Source organism: Bifidobacterium cebidarum (genome assembly GCF_009193305.1).
In the GTDB taxonomy this organism is placed as follows: Bacteria; Actinomycetota; Actinomycetes; order Actinomycetales; family Bifidobacteriaceae; genus Bifidobacterium; species Bifidobacterium cebidarum.
The window spans coordinates 208,931-225,110 of sequence record NZ_WBVS01000002.1; the positions used below are offsets into that span (position 1 = coordinate 208,931).

13 protein-coding genes are annotated in these 16,180 nt (G+C 56.8%); 9 read left to right on the top strand and 4 right to left on the bottom strand.

The window, feature by feature from the left end; genetic code table 11:
• The first annotated feature begins 5 nt into the window (after window positions 1–5).
• Window positions 6–359 (top strand): Rv3654c family TadE-like protein, encoded by a 354-nt coding sequence (locus tag F7D08_RS03090; RefSeq protein WP_226803288.1) that lies wholly within the window; start codon window positions 6–8, stop codon window positions 357–359.
• A gap of 74 nt (window positions 360–433) precedes the next feature.
• Window positions 434–1,570 (top strand): diacylglycerol/lipid kinase family protein, encoded by a 1,137-nt coding sequence (locus tag F7D08_RS03095; RefSeq protein ID WP_152209225.1) that lies wholly within the window; start codon window positions 434–436, stop codon window positions 1,568–1,570.
• A 16-nt stretch (window positions 1,571–1,586) separates the two neighbouring features.
• Here F7D08_RS03095 and F7D08_RS03100 read toward each other — a convergent pair whose 3' ends face one another.
• Window positions 1,587–2,186: a TetR/AcrR family transcriptional regulator gene (locus F7D08_RS03100; protein WP_152209226.1), complete on the bottom strand. Its 600-nt coding sequence runs from the start codon at window positions 2,184–2,186 to the stop codon at window positions 1,587–1,589.
• 110 nt (window positions 2,187–2,296) lie between these two features.
• Here F7D08_RS03100 and F7D08_RS03105 point away from each other — a divergent pair, with 110 nt between their 5' ends.
• Together F7D08_RS03105 and recR are read left to right on the top strand one after the other, a co-directional pair.
• Window positions 2,297–4,906: a DNA polymerase III subunit gamma and tau gene (locus F7D08_RS03105; RefSeq protein ID WP_152209227.1), complete on the top strand. Its 2,610-nt coding sequence runs from the start codon at window positions 2,297–2,299 to the stop codon at window positions 4,904–4,906.
• A 27-nt stretch (window positions 4,907–4,933) separates the two neighbouring features.
• Window positions 4,934–5,536 (top strand): recombination mediator RecR, encoded by a 603-nt coding sequence (recR, locus tag F7D08_RS03110; protein ID WP_152209228.1) that lies wholly within the window; start codon window positions 4,934–4,936, stop codon window positions 5,534–5,536.
• A 9-nt stretch (window positions 5,537–5,545) separates the two neighbouring features.
• Here the strand turns inward: recR and F7D08_RS03115 are convergent, their stop codons facing one another.
• Window positions 5,546–6,664 (bottom strand): class C sortase, encoded by a 1,119-nt coding sequence (locus F7D08_RS03115; RefSeq protein ID WP_152209229.1) that lies wholly within the window; start codon window positions 6,662–6,664, stop codon window positions 5,546–5,548.
• A 503-nt stretch (window positions 6,665–7,167) separates the two neighbouring features.
• On the opposite strand from F7D08_RS03115, the gene F7D08_RS03120 reads away from it, so the two are divergent.
• Entirely contained in the window at window positions 7,168–8,046 is an 879-nt protein-coding gene (locus tag F7D08_RS03120) for a hypothetical protein (protein ID WP_152209230.1), read from the top strand.
• On the opposite strand, the gene F7D08_RS03125 is transcribed toward F7D08_RS03120, so the two are convergent.
• Window positions 8,033–8,392 carry a hypothetical protein gene (locus tag F7D08_RS03125; RefSeq protein ID WP_152209231.1) on the bottom strand — a complete coding sequence of 120 codons (360 nt, stop codon included), beginning with the start codon at window positions 8,390–8,392 and terminating at the stop codon, window positions 8,033–8,035. The genes F7D08_RS03120 and F7D08_RS03125 overlap by 14 nt on opposite strands.
• On the opposite strand from F7D08_RS03125, the gene F7D08_RS03130 reads away from it, so the two are divergent.
• Both F7D08_RS03130 and F7D08_RS03135 read left to right on the top strand, forming a co-directional pair.
• Complete coding sequence (locus F7D08_RS03130; protein ID WP_193316172.1) at window positions 8,372–10,981, top strand: prealbumin-like fold domain-containing protein; 2,610 nt, start codon at window positions 8,372–8,374, stop codon at window positions 10,979–10,981. The genes F7D08_RS03125 and F7D08_RS03130 overlap by 21 nt on opposite strands.
• A gap of 197 nt (window positions 10,982–11,178) precedes the next feature.
• Window positions 11,179–13,002 carry an isopeptide-forming domain-containing fimbrial protein gene (locus F7D08_RS03135; protein WP_152209233.1) on the top strand — a complete coding sequence of 608 codons (1,824 nt, stop codon included), beginning with the start codon at window positions 11,179–11,181 and terminating at the stop codon, window positions 13,000–13,002.
• Window positions 13,003–13,735: 733 nt separating this feature from the next.
• Here F7D08_RS03135 and F7D08_RS03140 read toward each other — a convergent pair.
• The gene (locus F7D08_RS03140) at window positions 13,736–14,140 is read right to left on the bottom strand and encodes a hypothetical protein (RefSeq protein WP_152209234.1); all 405 of its coding nucleotides are present in this window, start codon (window positions 14,138–14,140) and stop codon (window positions 13,736–13,738) included.
• A gap of 339 nt (window positions 14,141–14,479) precedes the next feature.
• Between F7D08_RS03140 and F7D08_RS03145 the strand changes: the two genes are divergently transcribed.
• Together F7D08_RS03145 and F7D08_RS03150 are read left to right on the top strand one after the other, a co-directional pair.
• Window positions 14,480–15,244, top strand: coding sequence for an aspartate kinase (locus F7D08_RS03145; protein WP_152209235.1), 765 nt, complete (start codon window positions 14,480–14,482; stop codon window positions 15,242–15,244).
• A gap of 68 nt (window positions 15,245–15,312) precedes the next feature.
• Complete coding sequence (locus F7D08_RS03150) at window positions 15,313–15,879, top strand: ACT domain-containing protein (protein ID WP_152209236.1); 567 nt, start codon at window positions 15,313–15,315, stop codon at window positions 15,877–15,879.
• Window positions 15,880–16,180 lie beyond the last annotated feature (301 nt).

The following is a 16,180-nucleotide window of genomic DNA, read 5'->3' on the forward strand; positions in this document are numbered from 1 at the left end:
CCACGGTGAGAGTGCGTCTCGAAGAAGGCTCCGGCACCATGGCCGGCGCAATGCTCGTGATGGTGACGGCCGTGGCGCTTGCGCTGATCGCCAGTGTGGGCAACCTGCTGCTCTGCCAGCATCAGGCGCGCTCCATCGCGGATTTGGCGGCCTTCAACGCGGCATACGCATTGTGGCATTCCGATGTGGAAGCTCCGTGTGCGCTCGTCAATGAGGTGGCAGCAGCCAATAATGCCGTCATGGTCGAATGTGAGGTGATTGATGACGATGTGCGCGTGGTGATAGCGCTCTTCACGCAAGTGCCCTTTGCCCCGCAAGTCGCCAAAGAGGCTCGCGCCGGACCTGTGCAATGTGATTGATTGCACGTTATTGCGGCAAGAACATGCCATGTGCCTCTAGCGCTCTTTCGCTGCCTTTGGCTATGGTGAAATGCATGACCGAGAGTGAACGCAGCAAATGCCGCACAGTCGTGGGACTGGTGGGCAATCCCACGTCCGATAAAGGCCGTGGCGCCAAAGTCGACGCACAGGTGCTCAGTCTGCTGCGTGAAGCCGGTACCATTCATGATTTCGATGTGCTCGATCTTACCGGAACGAGTTTCAACGACTCCTTGAACCGGGCTCGCGAACGAGCGCACGAATACGACTACTTGGTAGTGGTCGGCGGCGACGGCATGATCGCACTTGGTGCCAATGCGGTGGGCTGCAGCGGCAAACCGCTCGGCATTGTGGCCATGGGTTCGGGCAATGATTTCGCGCGAGGGCTCAAACTGCCAGTCAATCGTATCGAGACCGCGGTGGAAGGCATCGTAGGCGCCATCGTGCGCGGCTCGCATATCGATGTGGACATGGGCAGGGTGACCTCACTGGAAGGCGGATACTCGGTGGACCCCTCCACCGGCAGCGAATATGAGACACCGGCGGGTGAATCGGCTGTCCAGATGCATCCCATTGATCGGTACTATGCCGGCATGCTGTCCTGCGGCATCGATGCCAGCATCAACGACCGCGCGAATCACTCGCATCTGCCCAACGGCAGTCTGCGGTATTTCGCGGCAGTACTGGTTGAGCTTACGCATATGAAGCGGTACGGCTACCACGTCAAAGCTACGTTGGCCGATGGCTCTATAGAGGAGCGGGACATCGTCTCTCCGTTGCTCACGGTTGCGAACTCGAGGCATATCGGCGGTGGCATTGAAGTCTCGCCATATTCATGCTTCTCCGACGGTCTGCTTGACTTGGTATGGATGGATCATGTGCCGAACTTCCATGAGTGCGCAGTGGCGATTCCCAACGCTTACAACGGTAGATTGCTCGCCTCCAACGTATTCGGTTGGAAGCGTGTGCGGGAAATCGAAATCACGCGTGCCCAGGAAGGAGATGAACCTCCGATTCTCATGGCTGACGGCGAATATGTGGGCCATTTGCCGGTACGCGTGGTGGCGGAGGATCGCGCGCTCCGCGTGCTCGTACCGCCGGCCGTGGCCGCACATGAAATCGATTCCAAAGAGCGTGTCGCCGAAGCCATAGCCAGAGACGGCCGTGACCCCGTTACCGGCGCTTTCGCCTGATTTGAGATGAAAGCAGCTACGCTATATATCCCTCGATATGCAGCGTTTGCGCCATAACCTGCTTGATGGTCGAATCGGCGATCGCCGGGTGTGAACGAACCAGCGAGATCAGCCCCACGATCAGGGTGAAGAACGTCTCGTGCACGTTGGTGATCGGCAGACCATGTAGCTGTTCGAAGTCACGCACGGTGGTCTGGGCGATATAGTCGGCGATGCGATCCGCGGCTCGGTCGATGAACCGGATATACAACCCGGCGTTGCCGTCCTGGATCATACGGTTCGAGAACGGGCTTTCGTCGGCGATGAGTGAACGAATCAGATGCACCATGTCATCCATGGCCTTATTCACATTACCGACTTCGCGGGCGTGGTTCCACTGATCGAGCCGGTTGAGGATCTCGTCGATCACATCGTCGAGCACGGCGTCGGCCATGGCGTCTTTATCGGGAAAATAATGGTAGAACAAGGAGCGCGTCATGCCCACTTCTCCGGCGATGTCGGAAACGGTGATTTTGGAGAATCCTTTTTCCAGGCAGATTTTGCGTGCGGCTCGCACAATGGCTTCGCGCCGCGCGTCGCCGCGGGTGATGCGCCGCTCCTCGAAGTTCTCACCCATGAGTACCTCCTGCTGACAACCGTTATTGACACTATGTTAATACCTGTATGCGTGTACGATTGTCCGCCGATTCGCGCGCAAATTATTGAGGGCAAGGTAGGTTAGTGACTATGGCACTTGCACTGTATCGACGCTATCGTCCGGACACCTTCGAAGGTGTGATTGGGCAGGATCAGGTTACCGTTCCGCTGATGCGGGCCCTTGACGAGGGCAAGCTCACGCACGCCTACCTGTTCTCCGGTCCGCGAGGCTGTGGCAAAACCAGTTCCGCCCGTATTCTCGCGCGTTGCGTCAATTGCGCAAAAGGCCCCACTTCGCATCCCTGCGGCGAATGCGAGAGCTGCAAGGACCTGGCTACGGGCGGTCCTGGTTCCATCGACGTGGTGGAGATCGACGCCGCCAGCCATAACGGTGTGGATGATGCCCGTGAGCTGCGCGAACGTGCCGGTTTCGCTCCGGCGCGCGACCGCTACAAGATTTTCATCCTCGATGAGGCTCATATGGTCACGCAGCAGGGCTTCAACGCGTTGCTCAAAATCGTCGAGGAGCCGCCGGAACATGTGATGTTCATCTTCGCCACCACCGAGCCGGACAAGGTGATCGGCACCATTCGTTCCCGGACCCATCATTACCCGTTCCGCCTGGTGCCGCAGGAGGTCATGGGCCCGTATCTGGAAAAGATCTGCGCCAAGGAGGGCATCAAGCCGGAACCGGGCGTCTTGAAGCTGGCCATGCGTGCGGGCGGCGGCTCCATGCGAGACACCCTTTCCGTGCTTGACCAGCTGATGGTCGGCTCGGTGGAAGGCGTCATCACCCATGATGCGGCCGTGGCCCTCCTCGGTTTCACACCCGAAGCCCTGATTGGTGAGGCCATCGATGCTGTAATAGACCGTAATGGTGAAGCTCTGTATGGTGTGATTCAAAAGGTTGTAGTGGGAGGTTTCGATCCACGTCGATTCGTGGAAGACCTTCTGGCCCGTGTACGTGACCTTCTTGTGCTTATTCTGGCTGGCGATTCAGCCGAAGCGGTGCTGTCTGACACGGCTGAAGCCGAAGATATGAGCGACCTGCATCGCCAAGCTGCAGCGCTGGGCTTAGGGCCGCTCACTGCCATGGCAGACATCATCAACGCCACATTGAGCTCGATGACCGGTGCCATTTCGCCGCGCATGAGACTCGAACTGTTGGCCGCCCGCCTGCTCGCCGGGGTGGAATCCGGTTTCGCGCTTACCGCTTCCGCAGCGCCCGACGCTGGAGCCCCTGCCAATGCGCCGGCAGCAGGTACTGCTGCCGGTTCTGGTGTGCAGCATCATGCCGCATCCGGTGGATTCGTGGGAGCTTCCCGCAATACGGCGAATAATGCGCCCGCGCAGAATGCGGGCCGCGGTGGATTCGCCGGCGCGTCCCATAGCGCGCCGCAGAGTGGTTTTGCCGATGCCGCACGCAATCAATCACAGCAGCCAACGGCGACTGCCGCTCAGCCTCAGCCAGCAACCCAGGCTGCGCCAGTTTCTCATGCGCCTGCAAACGACACTCGCTCTGTGGATGAGAAGTGGGATGCGGCCGTGGCCAAACTGCCGGAAGCGATTCGTGAGTATGTGACTCGTGCCAAGGTGCCGACCGTGAAATTCGGCACCAATCGCAAGGGTCTGCCGTGCCTCTCGCTGACTTTCGATCAATCGCTCAGCCAACATGCGTTTGCCCTTGCCATGGATTCTGATGGCAAGAAGGCTGCAATCGTGGTGCAGGATGCCGTGCGCAACGAGTTCGGGCCGTCAACCGTTATTGCGCCTACCGCCGTTGCCGTTAATGGCGAACGCGTTGAGTCCATCAAGCGCATGAGCCCTGAGCAACTGGCCAAGGTCAAGCAACAGATCGCTCTGGCCAAAGCCGGCCTTGCCGCAGCGAGCCTCGGCTCCGGGCTGACTGCCGCGCATGCGGGCAGTGAGTCTAAGGAACAGAAAGCACCGGCCGCAAACACGGCGTCCGAAGACTCCGACGACAGCCATCGAGCTGCCGCTGCTGCACCGCTCCCGGAGGATGACCCTTGGGCCAAACCTGTGCCGGCTGCATATGAAGCTGCTGCGTCAGTGCCAGACGCAGTGCCGTCCTCGCACGAAGAACATCATAAGAAGCATGTGGCAGTGCCGGATATTAGTGATGGCGTAGACCCATGGGCTCAGCCCACTCAGCAGCCTGCCGTGCGATCAGTCGGTCCAAATCCGTCTCAACCGGCTTCCATGCAGAGCGATGCACCGGAGTCGGACCTGGATCCGTGGAATCAGCCGAGCCCGGCGTCCACCGCGGAGAATGACCCGTGGAATCAGACTCCGTCCCAGCAGCAGTCGGCTTTGCCTCGGCCCGCCCCGACCGCGAATGATGACCCGTGGAATCAGCCGCAACCTCAACAACCTGCGGGGCCTAGTGGCTGGGAGCAAGCGCAAGATGCATATGCGCCTGAGCCTGACCCGTGGAATCAGCCGCAGGCTCAGCAGTCGGACACTATGCAGCCTCAGTCCGTGCAGCCGCAACAAGCGCCGCAAGTGGACCCGGATGAGGACGAGTACTCAATGAGCGACCAGTCGCTCGGAGACTCTCGGGCAATGAGCATGGATGACCTGAAGAAGATGTTTGAGGTCAAGGATGTGAAGGAGTTCACGGCAGATGATCCCAAGAACCCCAAGAACATTCAACCCGCCAAGAAGCATCTTGGCGACTAAGGTGAATAGCAATAAGGAGCACATACTATGGCACTTGCCTACGATGGCGCCATCCAACGTCTGATTGATGCGTTCGCCAACCTGCCTGGCATCGGGCCGAAGGGCGCGCAGCGCATCGCCTTCTACCTGCTGTCCGCGCCGGAGGAGGAAGCCCGCGAACTGGCCGCAGCTATCGAAGAAGTCAAAGATAAAGTGCGTTTTTGCGATATCTGCGGCAACGTGTGTGAAACCAGCCCATGCCCGGTGTGCGCCGACCCAAGACGTGACCACTCCATCATCTGCGTGGTGGAGGAGCCCAAGGACGTGATGAGCATCGAACGCACGCGCGAATACCACGGCCTCTACCATGTGCTGGGCGGCGCAATCAACCCTATGGCCAATGTAGGTCCCGCGGATCTTAAGATTCCGGGGCTGTTGAAGCGTCTGGAAACCAAGGAGGTCAAAGAGATCATCATGGCGCTCGACCCGAACATCGAGGGCGAGGCCACCACGAGCTATCTCACCCAGTTGTTGCACCCGGTGGGCGTAAAAATCACGCGCCTCGCCAGCGGTCTCCCGGTCGGCTCCGACCTCGAATACGCCGACGAAGTCACCCTGGGCCGAGCCTTGGCAGGCCGTCGCGAAGCCTGAGATGACCGCTTATATAAGCGGCTCGAGCGTATTGTTGGCGTGCATGCCGCGGCGCTTCTGATACGGCCACCATGCACCGTGGCGCATCACGAACGCCACTTGATGCCGCCGCGCCAGCCCAATGAAGAACCACCCCAGCGCCAGCAGGCCCACGCCCACCGCAATCGCGATATTGCGCGCATCGTGCACATCATTTGGCTCGGGTGCAGGCACCGGAATAGCCACGCGATGCCCGGAAATCAGCAGTCGATGCGTATTAACCCCGTAGGGGGTGCAGGTCATCAGCGTTACGCGATCTTCGCCGGGCACGATCTTGAGTTGCGAGGTATCATTCGGCAGGATCACGGAAATGCGGTCCACCTTGTAGCCCAACGTTTCGCCCATCACTTCGATGTAGAAGAAGTCGCCCTCCTTCACCTCATCGAGACGCGTGAACATCATGGCCTCCACCAGACCACGGTGACCGGTGATTACCGAGTGCGTGGAAGCGCCGCCCACCGGCAGCGAAGTGCCATACAAGTGGCCGGCACCGGAAGCCAGTGCCTCTTCGGAAGTGCCATGGTAAATCGGCAGATCAATCGATTGCTTCGGCACTTTGATGGTGCCCATCACCTCGCCGCCGGCGTTGAGCAGGCTCTGGTATTCCTTGTCTTTCGTGGATGCGGAATCTTCGCCGCTCGCCTGCGAGCCGCCTTGCGCACCTGAGAACGGGTCTACGGCCTCGCCCAGCACGGGCTGACCGGATTCGGCGAGCTTCTTGTTGTACGCGCGAGCGGCTTTCAATGCGTCATCAGCCTGAGGATAAGGCCAATTCGCCACATTCTGCGCACTGGTTGCCGCGGTTTTCGCCAGTTCCAAGCCTGATTGGAACTGCAGTGCCAGTGGGAAGCAGGCCACGGAGACGGCGGCAATCAGCAGCACGATGGTGAGCAGTCGCATCGCGATGAGATTGCGCTTCAGTCGCCGGCGCTCCGCCATAAGGTCGGAGATATCGATGGCCGCGGCGAACGGGGTGGGGGTGAAGCCGGCAGTGCTGGAAGTCGAGGCTTCACTGGATTCGTTGGTATCGGTATGCGCCGATACGTTGCGGCTTGGCTTTTTCACTGCATGACTGCGTCGCAATATCATCCGCAGTGCCTCCCCATCGTTGCCGTATGCCGTGTGTGCATGGGCTCTACGTCTGCCATGCGCTAAGTGCTTGTTGGCTATGCCTTTCGCACGCCACGTTACTCTGTGGCAGAGTCGAATCACAAGCCCTTCAACTTGTGGCGGATTGATGAATACCCCCGAAATTGTCTTGATTATTCCCCCGAAGTGGGTTTCTGCATATGGCAAATGAATTGACAAATTATCGACAAATTGTCAATTATAACAATTTGATAACAGGGATGTTGCTTTGGTGATGCAAATCGATAACCAAATTCACAGGATTCCTGTGTTTTCAATAGTCTTACGGCTATATGCGCAAATCGTTTATACCCCCTAAAACGTTTGACAAAGGGGTACGTAAGGGGGTAATAAAAACGAATAGAGAGGCTATCGAATGACGGGTTGCTGCAATAGGCGATGATGCCAAATATTCGATGGGAAAACAGTTGTTTAGGGGAGATCAAGGGACAGAACGGGAAGCTATGTTCAACGATAAGCGCATAGGCGAACGCGTGAAGACAATGGTATGGGCGATTTGCGCCATTGTGCTTGCGACGGCCATGTTATTCGTCTGCTCCACGCCGGCAATGGCGGAAAACACTGCACAAGGAATCACCGAAACCGGTGATGATTCTTCTGCCGCGCAGACTCAGTCCGTGCAGGGTGCTCAGCTGCAATCCGATCAAACGCAGTCCGGCAACACCGAGCAGCTTGACCAATCAAACAAGTCTGATGCTTCCAAGCCAGCCGATGCCGCCACCCCTGCGGCCGACCCCGACTGTGCCAACGTAGCCGATTGGGCCGCACTCAAGTCCTGTGTGGAGAATGCCACTGATGGTGATGTGATTGTTATCGGCAAAACCATCAGTGTCCCTTCCAATGACGGACCGATTGCAGTTTCCAAGAAAGTTATTCTAACCGCTCGGAATAATGTCGATCCAGCGATGACCAATGACGCTGCGGCAAGTGTAGGTGATGCTTTCTTCGTGATTGACAATGGCGGCGATCTTGTCATCGGCAAAGATGCCGCCGATGCGGCTTTTTCCTACAACAACGGTACGCGTTGGTTCGCCTACCTCAACAAAGGCGGCGTTCTGACTGTAAACAACGGCACTTTTTCCGGCATCGACACTCAGAACAACACGGGCCGTACTCAGGGAACTCTCGCTTACAACAATGGTGGTTCCGTAATCATCAATAATGGTACTTTTTCCTATAATGCAGCAGAACGTGGTGGTGTGATTTACATTGCCCAAGGCAATGCCACCGTTAATGACGGCACGTTTGAACATAACGGAACTACTCAGTCCGCTGGCGTGATCATGCAGGCTGATGCGGCGGGTACGGTTACCATTCATTAACGACGGCTCGTTCGCTGAAAACACGACCGGCAACCGTGGCGGAGTCATTTTCAATAATGGCGCATTGGTCATCAATGACGGTAAATTTACCGAGAATGTCTCCACAGGTGTTGGAGGTGGCGCTATCGGTCAGACCACCGACACTGCTACTGCCATGATTACGGGTGGCACATTTACCGACAATAAGCAGGAATATGCAGACTGCACCCGTACGAATACCGGCGATACGCCAGGGCGGGATGATAAAAGCGGATGTCGTTCCCACACAAACGCCGGTGGCGGCGCGATTCATGCTGATGCCGGCACCGTGACCATCCAGGGCGATGTGAAATTCCTTGGCAATCATGCCAACGCTGCCGCCTTTATGTCCGGTGGCGGCGCAATCTATGTCAAAGGCGAGCTGTGGATTCTCAATGATATGAATGACAGCTCCAAGAAGCCGTTATTCGATGGCAATTGGACTGCGGTCGGCGTTGGTGACGATAACACCCAGTACATGAACAACGATCCCAAAGCTGGTGTGCTGCCTGTTGGCGGTGCCGGCGGTGCGATCTTCTTGCAAAACGGCAAATCCAAGGGCTACTTCATGGGCGGCGAATACAAGAACAATACGTCCGGTTACCTTGGCGGTGCCATTTACACCGAGGAAGACAGTGTGTCATATGTGGGCAAAGCAGTAGCCACCGAGAATGTGGCGGGCCACTTCGGCGGAGGTCTATGGCTGTGTCCATCGGGCAGCGCGCTTGCTTCCGAAGGCGGCAATATCGCGTTGTTCGGCAATGATGTGAACTACAACATCGATGCCAATGCCGTATATAACACGATCAATGCCGATGAGAATCACATGGCTGGCGATGATTTTGCCATGATGAATCCAAAGGGCAAGGATCTCAACTCCACTAAATTCCAGTTGCTGAGCAGCTGGTTTATGGACCGAGCCGAGTCCGCGGTGGACTGGTATTGGGATGGCACCCCGACTTCGCCAACGAATGGTTTTAGCGATGATTATCAGGCCCCATGGTGGGGGTCTGATTCACGGTCGAACTCGGTGAAACGCTATGCTGACACGGATACATATAACGGCGTTGGCTATCCTCAGCGGTATGACGGTTCCGTCGCCGATGATACTGCGCTCAATCATTTAAAGGTGACCGCTCCGGCAACCCTTCAGCCAACTAATCCGGAAAAGGCCGGTAAGTCACTAGGCGATAACACCCGTGCATGGGACGCGCTAACGTCTACGCTGACTTTCTACACGGGTATTGCGATGAAGGCTCGGTTGACGGCATATGGCCAGAAGAACGCGGCCGCCGCAAAAGCTAATGCTGCATTGAGCTTCACCAATAATGCTGCGCGTCTTTCCGGAGGGGCTTTCGGCAGCAACGGTGTGGTTTCCTTCTCCTCTCCATATTCGGCATCCTGGGACAAGGTCGATGCCGATGACACAACCAAGTTCTTGAAGGGCTCGGTATGGACGCTGAAGACCGCGACTTCCGGCGCCGAGGCTGGTGGCGCAATGAATCCGAGTCTGCGCCCTGCGGATTGCACGGCTAATGCCAAGGCGACTGATGCTTCGTGCTGGCAGACCGTTACCGAGAAGAACGCGGATGGCAGCACCACCCAATGGCTGTCCGTTGAGATCGCGGATAACGGTCCCCGTGATACCAATCCGGAAATAGGCAAAATCGGTGTCGATAATTTGAAGCCGGGCAAGTATTACCTTACGGAAAAGGCGGCTCCGGATAACTACAAGCTGACGACCAATGTGTACACGTTTACGGTTGTGGCTGAAGCTGATGGTCTTCAGAAGGAAGAGCCGAAGATCAGTCTTTACCAGCAGAACGATGCTCCTGATAATGTGGGTCCAGTTGAGAATGACGATACCGCCATTGGCAACACCATTCGCTCTGGTGGCGTGAGCTGGAGCAAGATCAATAAGGCTGTCGCGAACATTACGAGTCAGGCTTATCTGGCGGACAGTGGCTGGACTCTGACCAAGTACAAGACGGATACGTCGTCCAGTGATATGGATGCCTCATTCGGCTCGGTGATTATCGATGATTACGTTTCAGCGGATCAGAGTGCCGATCGCACATGCCCCGCGAATGCCCAATCCAAATCCCAATATTGCGACATCAATCCAGGAGTAGGTCGCTTTACGGTAACCGATCTTCCATTAGGAACCTACAAGTTGGTGGAATCCACAGTTCCGGGAGGATACGTCACGCCTGATTCCGACACGTATTACACCTTCACCGTTGAAGACGGCAAGACCGCAACGCTCACCAAGTGGGAGAACGGGCAGAGCACTTCGACGTCTGATACTGAGATAGTCAACATTCCTACCGAGATCGCGTGGGAGAAGGTTGCTTCTCATAATCACGATGAAGCGCTGAATGGCGCGAAGTGGACTATCTCCAAGTGGGAGAACGGGCAGATCTCGGATTCCCGTGAAGTCATTGATTGCACCACCAATGAATGTTCGGCTAAGTCCAACAGCGCTACGGCATATGTGGATAAGAATCCTGAGGCGGGCCACTTTGGCATCCAGAACTTGGAGCGCGGTACGGAGTACAAGTTGACTGAGACACAGGCTCCGGATGGCTATACGCTGCCTGATCCCAGCAATACGTACGCGATTATCACAGTTACCGATACTGGCGATGCGCATATGACTCTGCATGGCCTGTGGAATCAACCCGAGTTGGAGGATGCCTCAGTCTGCCTCGCTCCATCGGCTACGGCCTCCGTTCCAACCCGTGCTGGTTCAGCCACTGAATGCGTGCTGACCAATGTGCGAAGTGTCGTCGCGCTGCCGTTCACCGGCGGCATGGACGCGCGCAGCTGGCTGCTGATCGGCGGCATTGCAGCTGTGTCCGCTGCGATAGTGCTTGCTCTGACCAATGAATATCGCAAGAGAAAGGGGCTTGCATAATTCATACCTCCTTCTGATGAGGGAGGTGCCGCCAAAAGCTGTCGGAGGGAGAGCATTGCCAATGCAGATTGCCTCCCACAATTCAAGACTTGCGGATCGCGGAGACCGAACCGAATGGGGTGTATTTCGGTCCATCGCCGTTCTCCGCGAAAGCAAAACACAGTAAAGAAGGAAAACAAGAAAGAAGGGTTTCTCTCATGAAGATGAGAAAGCTATTCGCCGGCATCGCAGCGGCAGCCACGCTCTTCGGTGGCCTGGCCATGGGTGCCGCCACGGCCAACGCTGTGGATGTGGACGGCAATAACGTGGTGACGAGCAATGCCACGTTTAAGTTCACCGCTGATGATGCGAGCCAGTGGACCGGTCGCACTATCAAGTACTACAAGCTGGCCGATTACGTGCAGTATGATGCCAACTCCGCTGATGCTGCCGCTGCACAGTATGGTGTACAGACTGCGGCTGGCGCGAATCGTGAAGCCATCAAGACGGCTCTTGACAAGGCCGTCGAAGGTGTAACCCCCGCGCTGACCATACCGGCTGATACCGCAACTGATCTCATGGCATGGGCTTTGCAGCAAGGTGCTCTCGATAAGGAAACGGCCAAGCCGTGGGTTGGATCGACTCGTAGGTTTGCACAGTCGTTAAGCAATAACGCATCGGTGACTGGCGATACAGCGCATCTGCAGGAGGCAAGTCTTACAGGCACTGGTGCCGAGCGTACGGTTTCCCTGCCTGCTGGTGTTTACCTGTTCCTTGATACCGCAGCTATCACTGACACCACAATTACTGAAGGACAGAATGGCAACATTCAACAGGGCGACGAGAACGGGGACAAGGGCGGCAAAGTTGTTACCCAGTCCGCTCCGATTGTGGTTGCCTCCGGTACCGTTGCGGATGGTGCCATCACCGATCCGCTCAAGGACACCACCAATCCAACGAACAATGCCGATGGCGATAACATCGTTGCGCTGAAGAACCATGTTGCCCCAGTCGCCAAGACCGTGAACGATAATGACAAGACAGTTTCTACTGGCCAGGCCGTCACCTACACGCTTACAAGTGAGCTGCCGGCCGTTACCACTGGTTTTGACAACTACAAGTTCGCCCTTACTGATACGCCCGGCACTGGCCAAACCGTTGACTTGAGCAAGGACTTTACCGTAAAGGTTGGTGGAACAGAACTTCAAGCATACGATTCGACAACTAATCCAACCGGCTATGAATTGACGTTCAACGCACAGGTTGAACAAACGGAGCAGGCCGCCAAGAAGTTCGATGGCAATGGATCCAAAGCTTTTATCATCGATTTCAGCAAGTATGTGAACGCGAAGAAGACTATTGAGCCTCTCGCTGACACTGCTCGTGCCATTGAAGTGACTTACAAGGCCACTATTAACGAGGATGCCAGGACGAACCACTCGGTGCCAAATACTGTTGAGGTGAACGACAATAACTCCAAGGCCGAAGATAAGACCAAGCTCACGCTTGGTAAGTTCGCTTTTACCAAGACTGATGCTCAGGGCAACGCGCTGCAAGACGCGGAGTTCACCATCACCGCCGCTGAAGATGACGCCAGCAACGATAAGGATGACAATCCTACTGTTCCGGCAGATGCGGATAAGGTTGCAACTTCTAATGCCGACGGTGTGGTTACTTTCGACGGTCTTGCCGATGGTGTGTATGAAGTGACCGAGACTAATGTGCCTGATGGCTTCCTCGGCCATGTCAACTCTGGTAGCCCAACTGTTGCCGCGAAGTTCAAGGTCACTATCAAGGGCGGCAAAGCCACTAAGTTCCAAGGCGCTGATCTCTTTGGCCTTGCTCCGAGTCTCGATAGCCCGACCTCGGATAGCAACAATAAGACTGATTACAAGGTGAAGAACGTCAAGAACATTACCGAGTTGCCGAAGACCGGTGCTGCAGGCATTGCTCTGTTCTTTGTCATTGCCGCGCTCCTCGCAGGGGCCGGCGTGACGGTCTACATCAAGTCCCGTGCCACTAAGCGCGCTCTCCATGCGTAATTAATGAAGTGGCAATGAGCTACTGAGGGAGACGAATTCCATTTCGCCTCCCTCATAGCAGGACCTGCTCGCCGGGGCGCTGGCTTGCTGCAGTATGCGGCATTGGGGCCGGTGGTTTGCGCCACGCTACTGCATTTTGAGTGTTTTTGCATTTGCGTCCCACTCGCCATATCGGCACCGTCGCAGCCTAGCTTTCAAGAATGGCTTGTTTCCGCGGTTTTGTGATTTTGGTGGCACAAGAGTCGCGTATAACGAGTGGGATGGAACTGCAGAATTGTCGTTTTTGCGGTTCCATCCCGCGGTTGAGTGTCACACGACCGCAGAAAGCCAGTTTTTCGCAGTTGCGTGGCACGCTGGCTCACTCATGCGGTGCAAAATCTATTACGAGTCGCGCTGTGAGGGTGCATTCGGATGAATCCTCACGAAAAGGGCCCGGCTGCGAGGTGCTGCGGCCGGGCCCTTTGAGAGAAGGAGAGAGAAGAAGAAAGGGGTTCAGTTATGGTTATGGGGCTTGCCCTGCAGCCGTGCGATTGTTGCGGACTTTCGCGCGACCGTTAGGGTGTGTGCCTCGCTGGCTTGCCGGGCTTCGGCTGCAATCCTTTCGGATTGCTTCCGGGGCTTTGCTTGCCGGTAGTTCTTATATAAGCGCCCGAACCTGAGCGGCTCGATGCGTTTGCCTCAAAACCGCGGGGCAATCACCTGAAAAAACCATGGGAGCATGCCGGCTTAGCGGTTATGGACGGGGTGTCTGAACCGTGCCCTGCGGCTGGGTGGACGCCGCAGGGTATGTTGCGGCGTTTGGAGCTGCGTAGCCTGGGGCGGGCGCACTTGGTGCTGCAGCGGTTTGAAACTGCGTCTGAGCAGCCTGGGCGCGCGCTGCTGCCTGCTTTTGAGCGGCTTCCTGCGCCTCTTCCTCCTCAGCCTTCTTCTTGTTGTAGTAGTACTGCGCCAGCGTGATTGCTACGATGATGACGATCCAAATCAGGATTCCGCCAATGTCGTCGGAGAGAAATCCAAGAATCAACAGAAGAACACACAATCCGAGAGTGAGGGGCATCAGTTTTTTGGTGCGGCGAAACTTGCCGCGGTAATTCATTGCCCAGTAGTTGAACGAGTGATCTTTTTTGCCGGCCATCATGGCCTCCTTGCTGGTGGTGATGCGCCGATTGCAACCTCCACGGCGTACCACCATTTTATGCCGTATTGCCTAATAACGGTAAGGTGCCAGACGGTCCGGTTTATTGAATTCATGCAGCATTCATGTTATGTACCAGATATTTGCGGTTACCTGCGGCACTGCCCCTGGTTTGCGTTGCGCCATGCGTCCGCATGATGGGTGTGCGGCCATATGGCAAAGCGTGCGCTCCTTATAATCGTGCCGCTTACGTAGAATAAAGCGCAAAACGTGGGGCAACGGCGGCATCGCAAATGTATCCGTAGCTCGAAGTGCAGCTGAAGAGAAGAATGAAGGACAACAGTGGCTCTCATCGTGCAGAAGTACGGCGGCTCGTCGGTCGCCGATACCGATTCGATCAAGCGTGTGGCCAAGCGCGTTGTTGAGACGGAGAAAAAGGGCAACAAGGTGGCCGTGGTGGTCTCCGCCATGGGTGATACCACCGACGACCTCATCGATCAGGCCTTGAGCATTGATTCCAACCCGCCGGAGCGCGAGATGGATATGCTCATGACTGCCGGTGAACGCATCTCCATGAGCCTGCTCGCCATGGCCATTCACGCCGAAGGTAGCCGCGCCCATTCGTTCACCGGTCAGCAGGCCGGTTTCTTCACCGACGCCCGTTACGGTGCGGCGCATATCAAGGCCGTCAAGCCGGACCGTGTGAAGAACGCGCTTTCGCTGGGGGACATCGCCATTGTGGCCGGCTTCCAGGGCATCAACGCCAAGGGCGACGCCACCACGCTCGGTCGCGGCGGTTCGGACACTTCCGCCGTGGCGCTCGCCGTGGCGCTCGGCGCTGATATCTGCGAGATCTACACCGATGTGGACGGTATCTTCACCGCTGATCCGCGCATCGTGCCTGCCGCCCGTCGCATTCCGGTGATTGATTACGATTCCATCCTCGAGATGGCGTCCTGCGGCTCCAAGGTGCTTGCGCTGCGTTGCGTGGAATACGCCCAGCGATTCAATATGCCGCTGCATGTGCGCTCCTCGTTCTCGCATCGCCCGGGCACGCTGGTGGTGCCGGAAGGTGTGGATCCGCGCACGCTGCCGAACATCGACTAAGTAGCCTAAGCGGTCGGCGCAATCAAGACATCAGAAAACGTACAACTTCCAACAAGACAAGGTAAGACATGACTGAAGAAGAAGCGAAATCCATGGGCGACCTGTTCCCCGACCTTGGCCCTGAAGCCCCGGTGATTTCCGGTATCGCCCACGACCGTTCCGAAGCGCTCGCCACCGTGCGAGGCGTGCCGAACGAGCCGGGCATGGCCGCCAAGGTGTTCACCGAGCTCGCCACCGCCGGCGTGAACGTGGACATGATCGTGCAGGCCGGCGCATCCGTGGGCACGGCCGACATATCCTTCACCGTCCCGGAGGCTGCGGTCAAGCAGGTGCAGGATACGCTGCTCGACAAGCAGGAGGAGCTGGGCTACCACTCCTTCGACATCAACACTAATGTGGGCAAGGTGGCCGTGGTGGGTGTCGGCATGAAGACCCACTCCGGCCTGGCCGCCAAGTTCTTCCGCGCCTTGAGCGACAAGGGCATCAACGTGCTGATGATCTCCACTTCCGAGATCCGCATCGCCGCTCTGGTGCCGCTCGACCAGCTCAACGAAGCCGTCAAGGCGCTGCACACCGCCTACGGCCTCGACGCCAAGCAGATCGAAGCCGTAGTGTACGGCGGCACTGGCCGCTGAGCTGCATCATTCGCGTTATTGCATGAGAAAGCCCTCCATATGGAGGGCTTTCTTCTTTACAAGGGGTAGATTCGATCCGCTCCGGAGGTCTATCTGCTTTACAAGGGGTACATCCCCAAGTAGACCTGCCCCGAAATGGCGTAATGGCGTTGGGGGGATGCCGTTTCTACCTGCGGTTTCGCTCTAGAAGTACCCCTCGTAAAGCAGATAGATGTTCCTGAGGCCGCAAATCTACCCCTCGCAAGCGAGATAGCCCTGCCGTACCGTATAATCCGGCAAAAGCAACGGGCTATCTCGCATT

Excerpts from the sequence above, each read along its gene's own strand:
- F7D08_RS03095 (WP_152209225.1), top strand. The coding sequence starts at position 434 with ATGACCGAGAGTGAACGCAGCAAATGCCGCACAGTCGTGGGACTGGTG.
- F7D08_RS03100 (WP_152209226.1), bottom strand. The coding sequence starts at position 2,186 with ATGGGTGAGAACTTCGAGGAGCGGCGCATCACCCGCGGCGACGCGCGG.
- F7D08_RS03105 (WP_152209227.1), top strand. The coding sequence starts at position 2,297 with ATGGCACTTGCACTGTATCGACGCTATCGTCCGGACACCTTCGAAGGT.
- recR (WP_152209228.1), top strand. The coding sequence starts at position 4,934 with ATGGCACTTGCCTACGATGGCGCCATCCAACGTCTGATTGATGCGTTC.
- F7D08_RS03115 (WP_152209229.1), bottom strand. The coding sequence starts at position 6,664 with ATGATATTGCGACGCAGTCATGCAGTGAAAAAGCCAAGCCGCAACGTA.
- F7D08_RS03120 (WP_152209230.1), top strand. The coding sequence starts at position 7,168 with ATGTTCAACGATAAGCGCATAGGCGAACGCGTGAAGACAATGGTATGG.
- F7D08_RS03125 (WP_152209231.1), bottom strand. The coding sequence starts at position 8,392 with ATGATTGCCAAGGAATTTCACATCGCCCTGGATGGTCACGGTGCCGGC.
- F7D08_RS03135 (WP_152209233.1), top strand. The coding sequence starts at position 11,179 with ATGAAGATGAGAAAGCTATTCGCCGGCATCGCAGCGGCAGCCACGCTC.
- F7D08_RS03140 (WP_152209234.1), bottom strand. The coding sequence starts at position 14,140 with ATGATGGCCGGCAAAAAAGATCACTCGTTCAACTACTGGGCAATGAAT.
- F7D08_RS03150 (WP_152209236.1), top strand. The coding sequence starts at position 15,313 with ATGACTGAAGAAGAAGCGAAATCCATGGGCGACCTGTTCCCCGACCTT.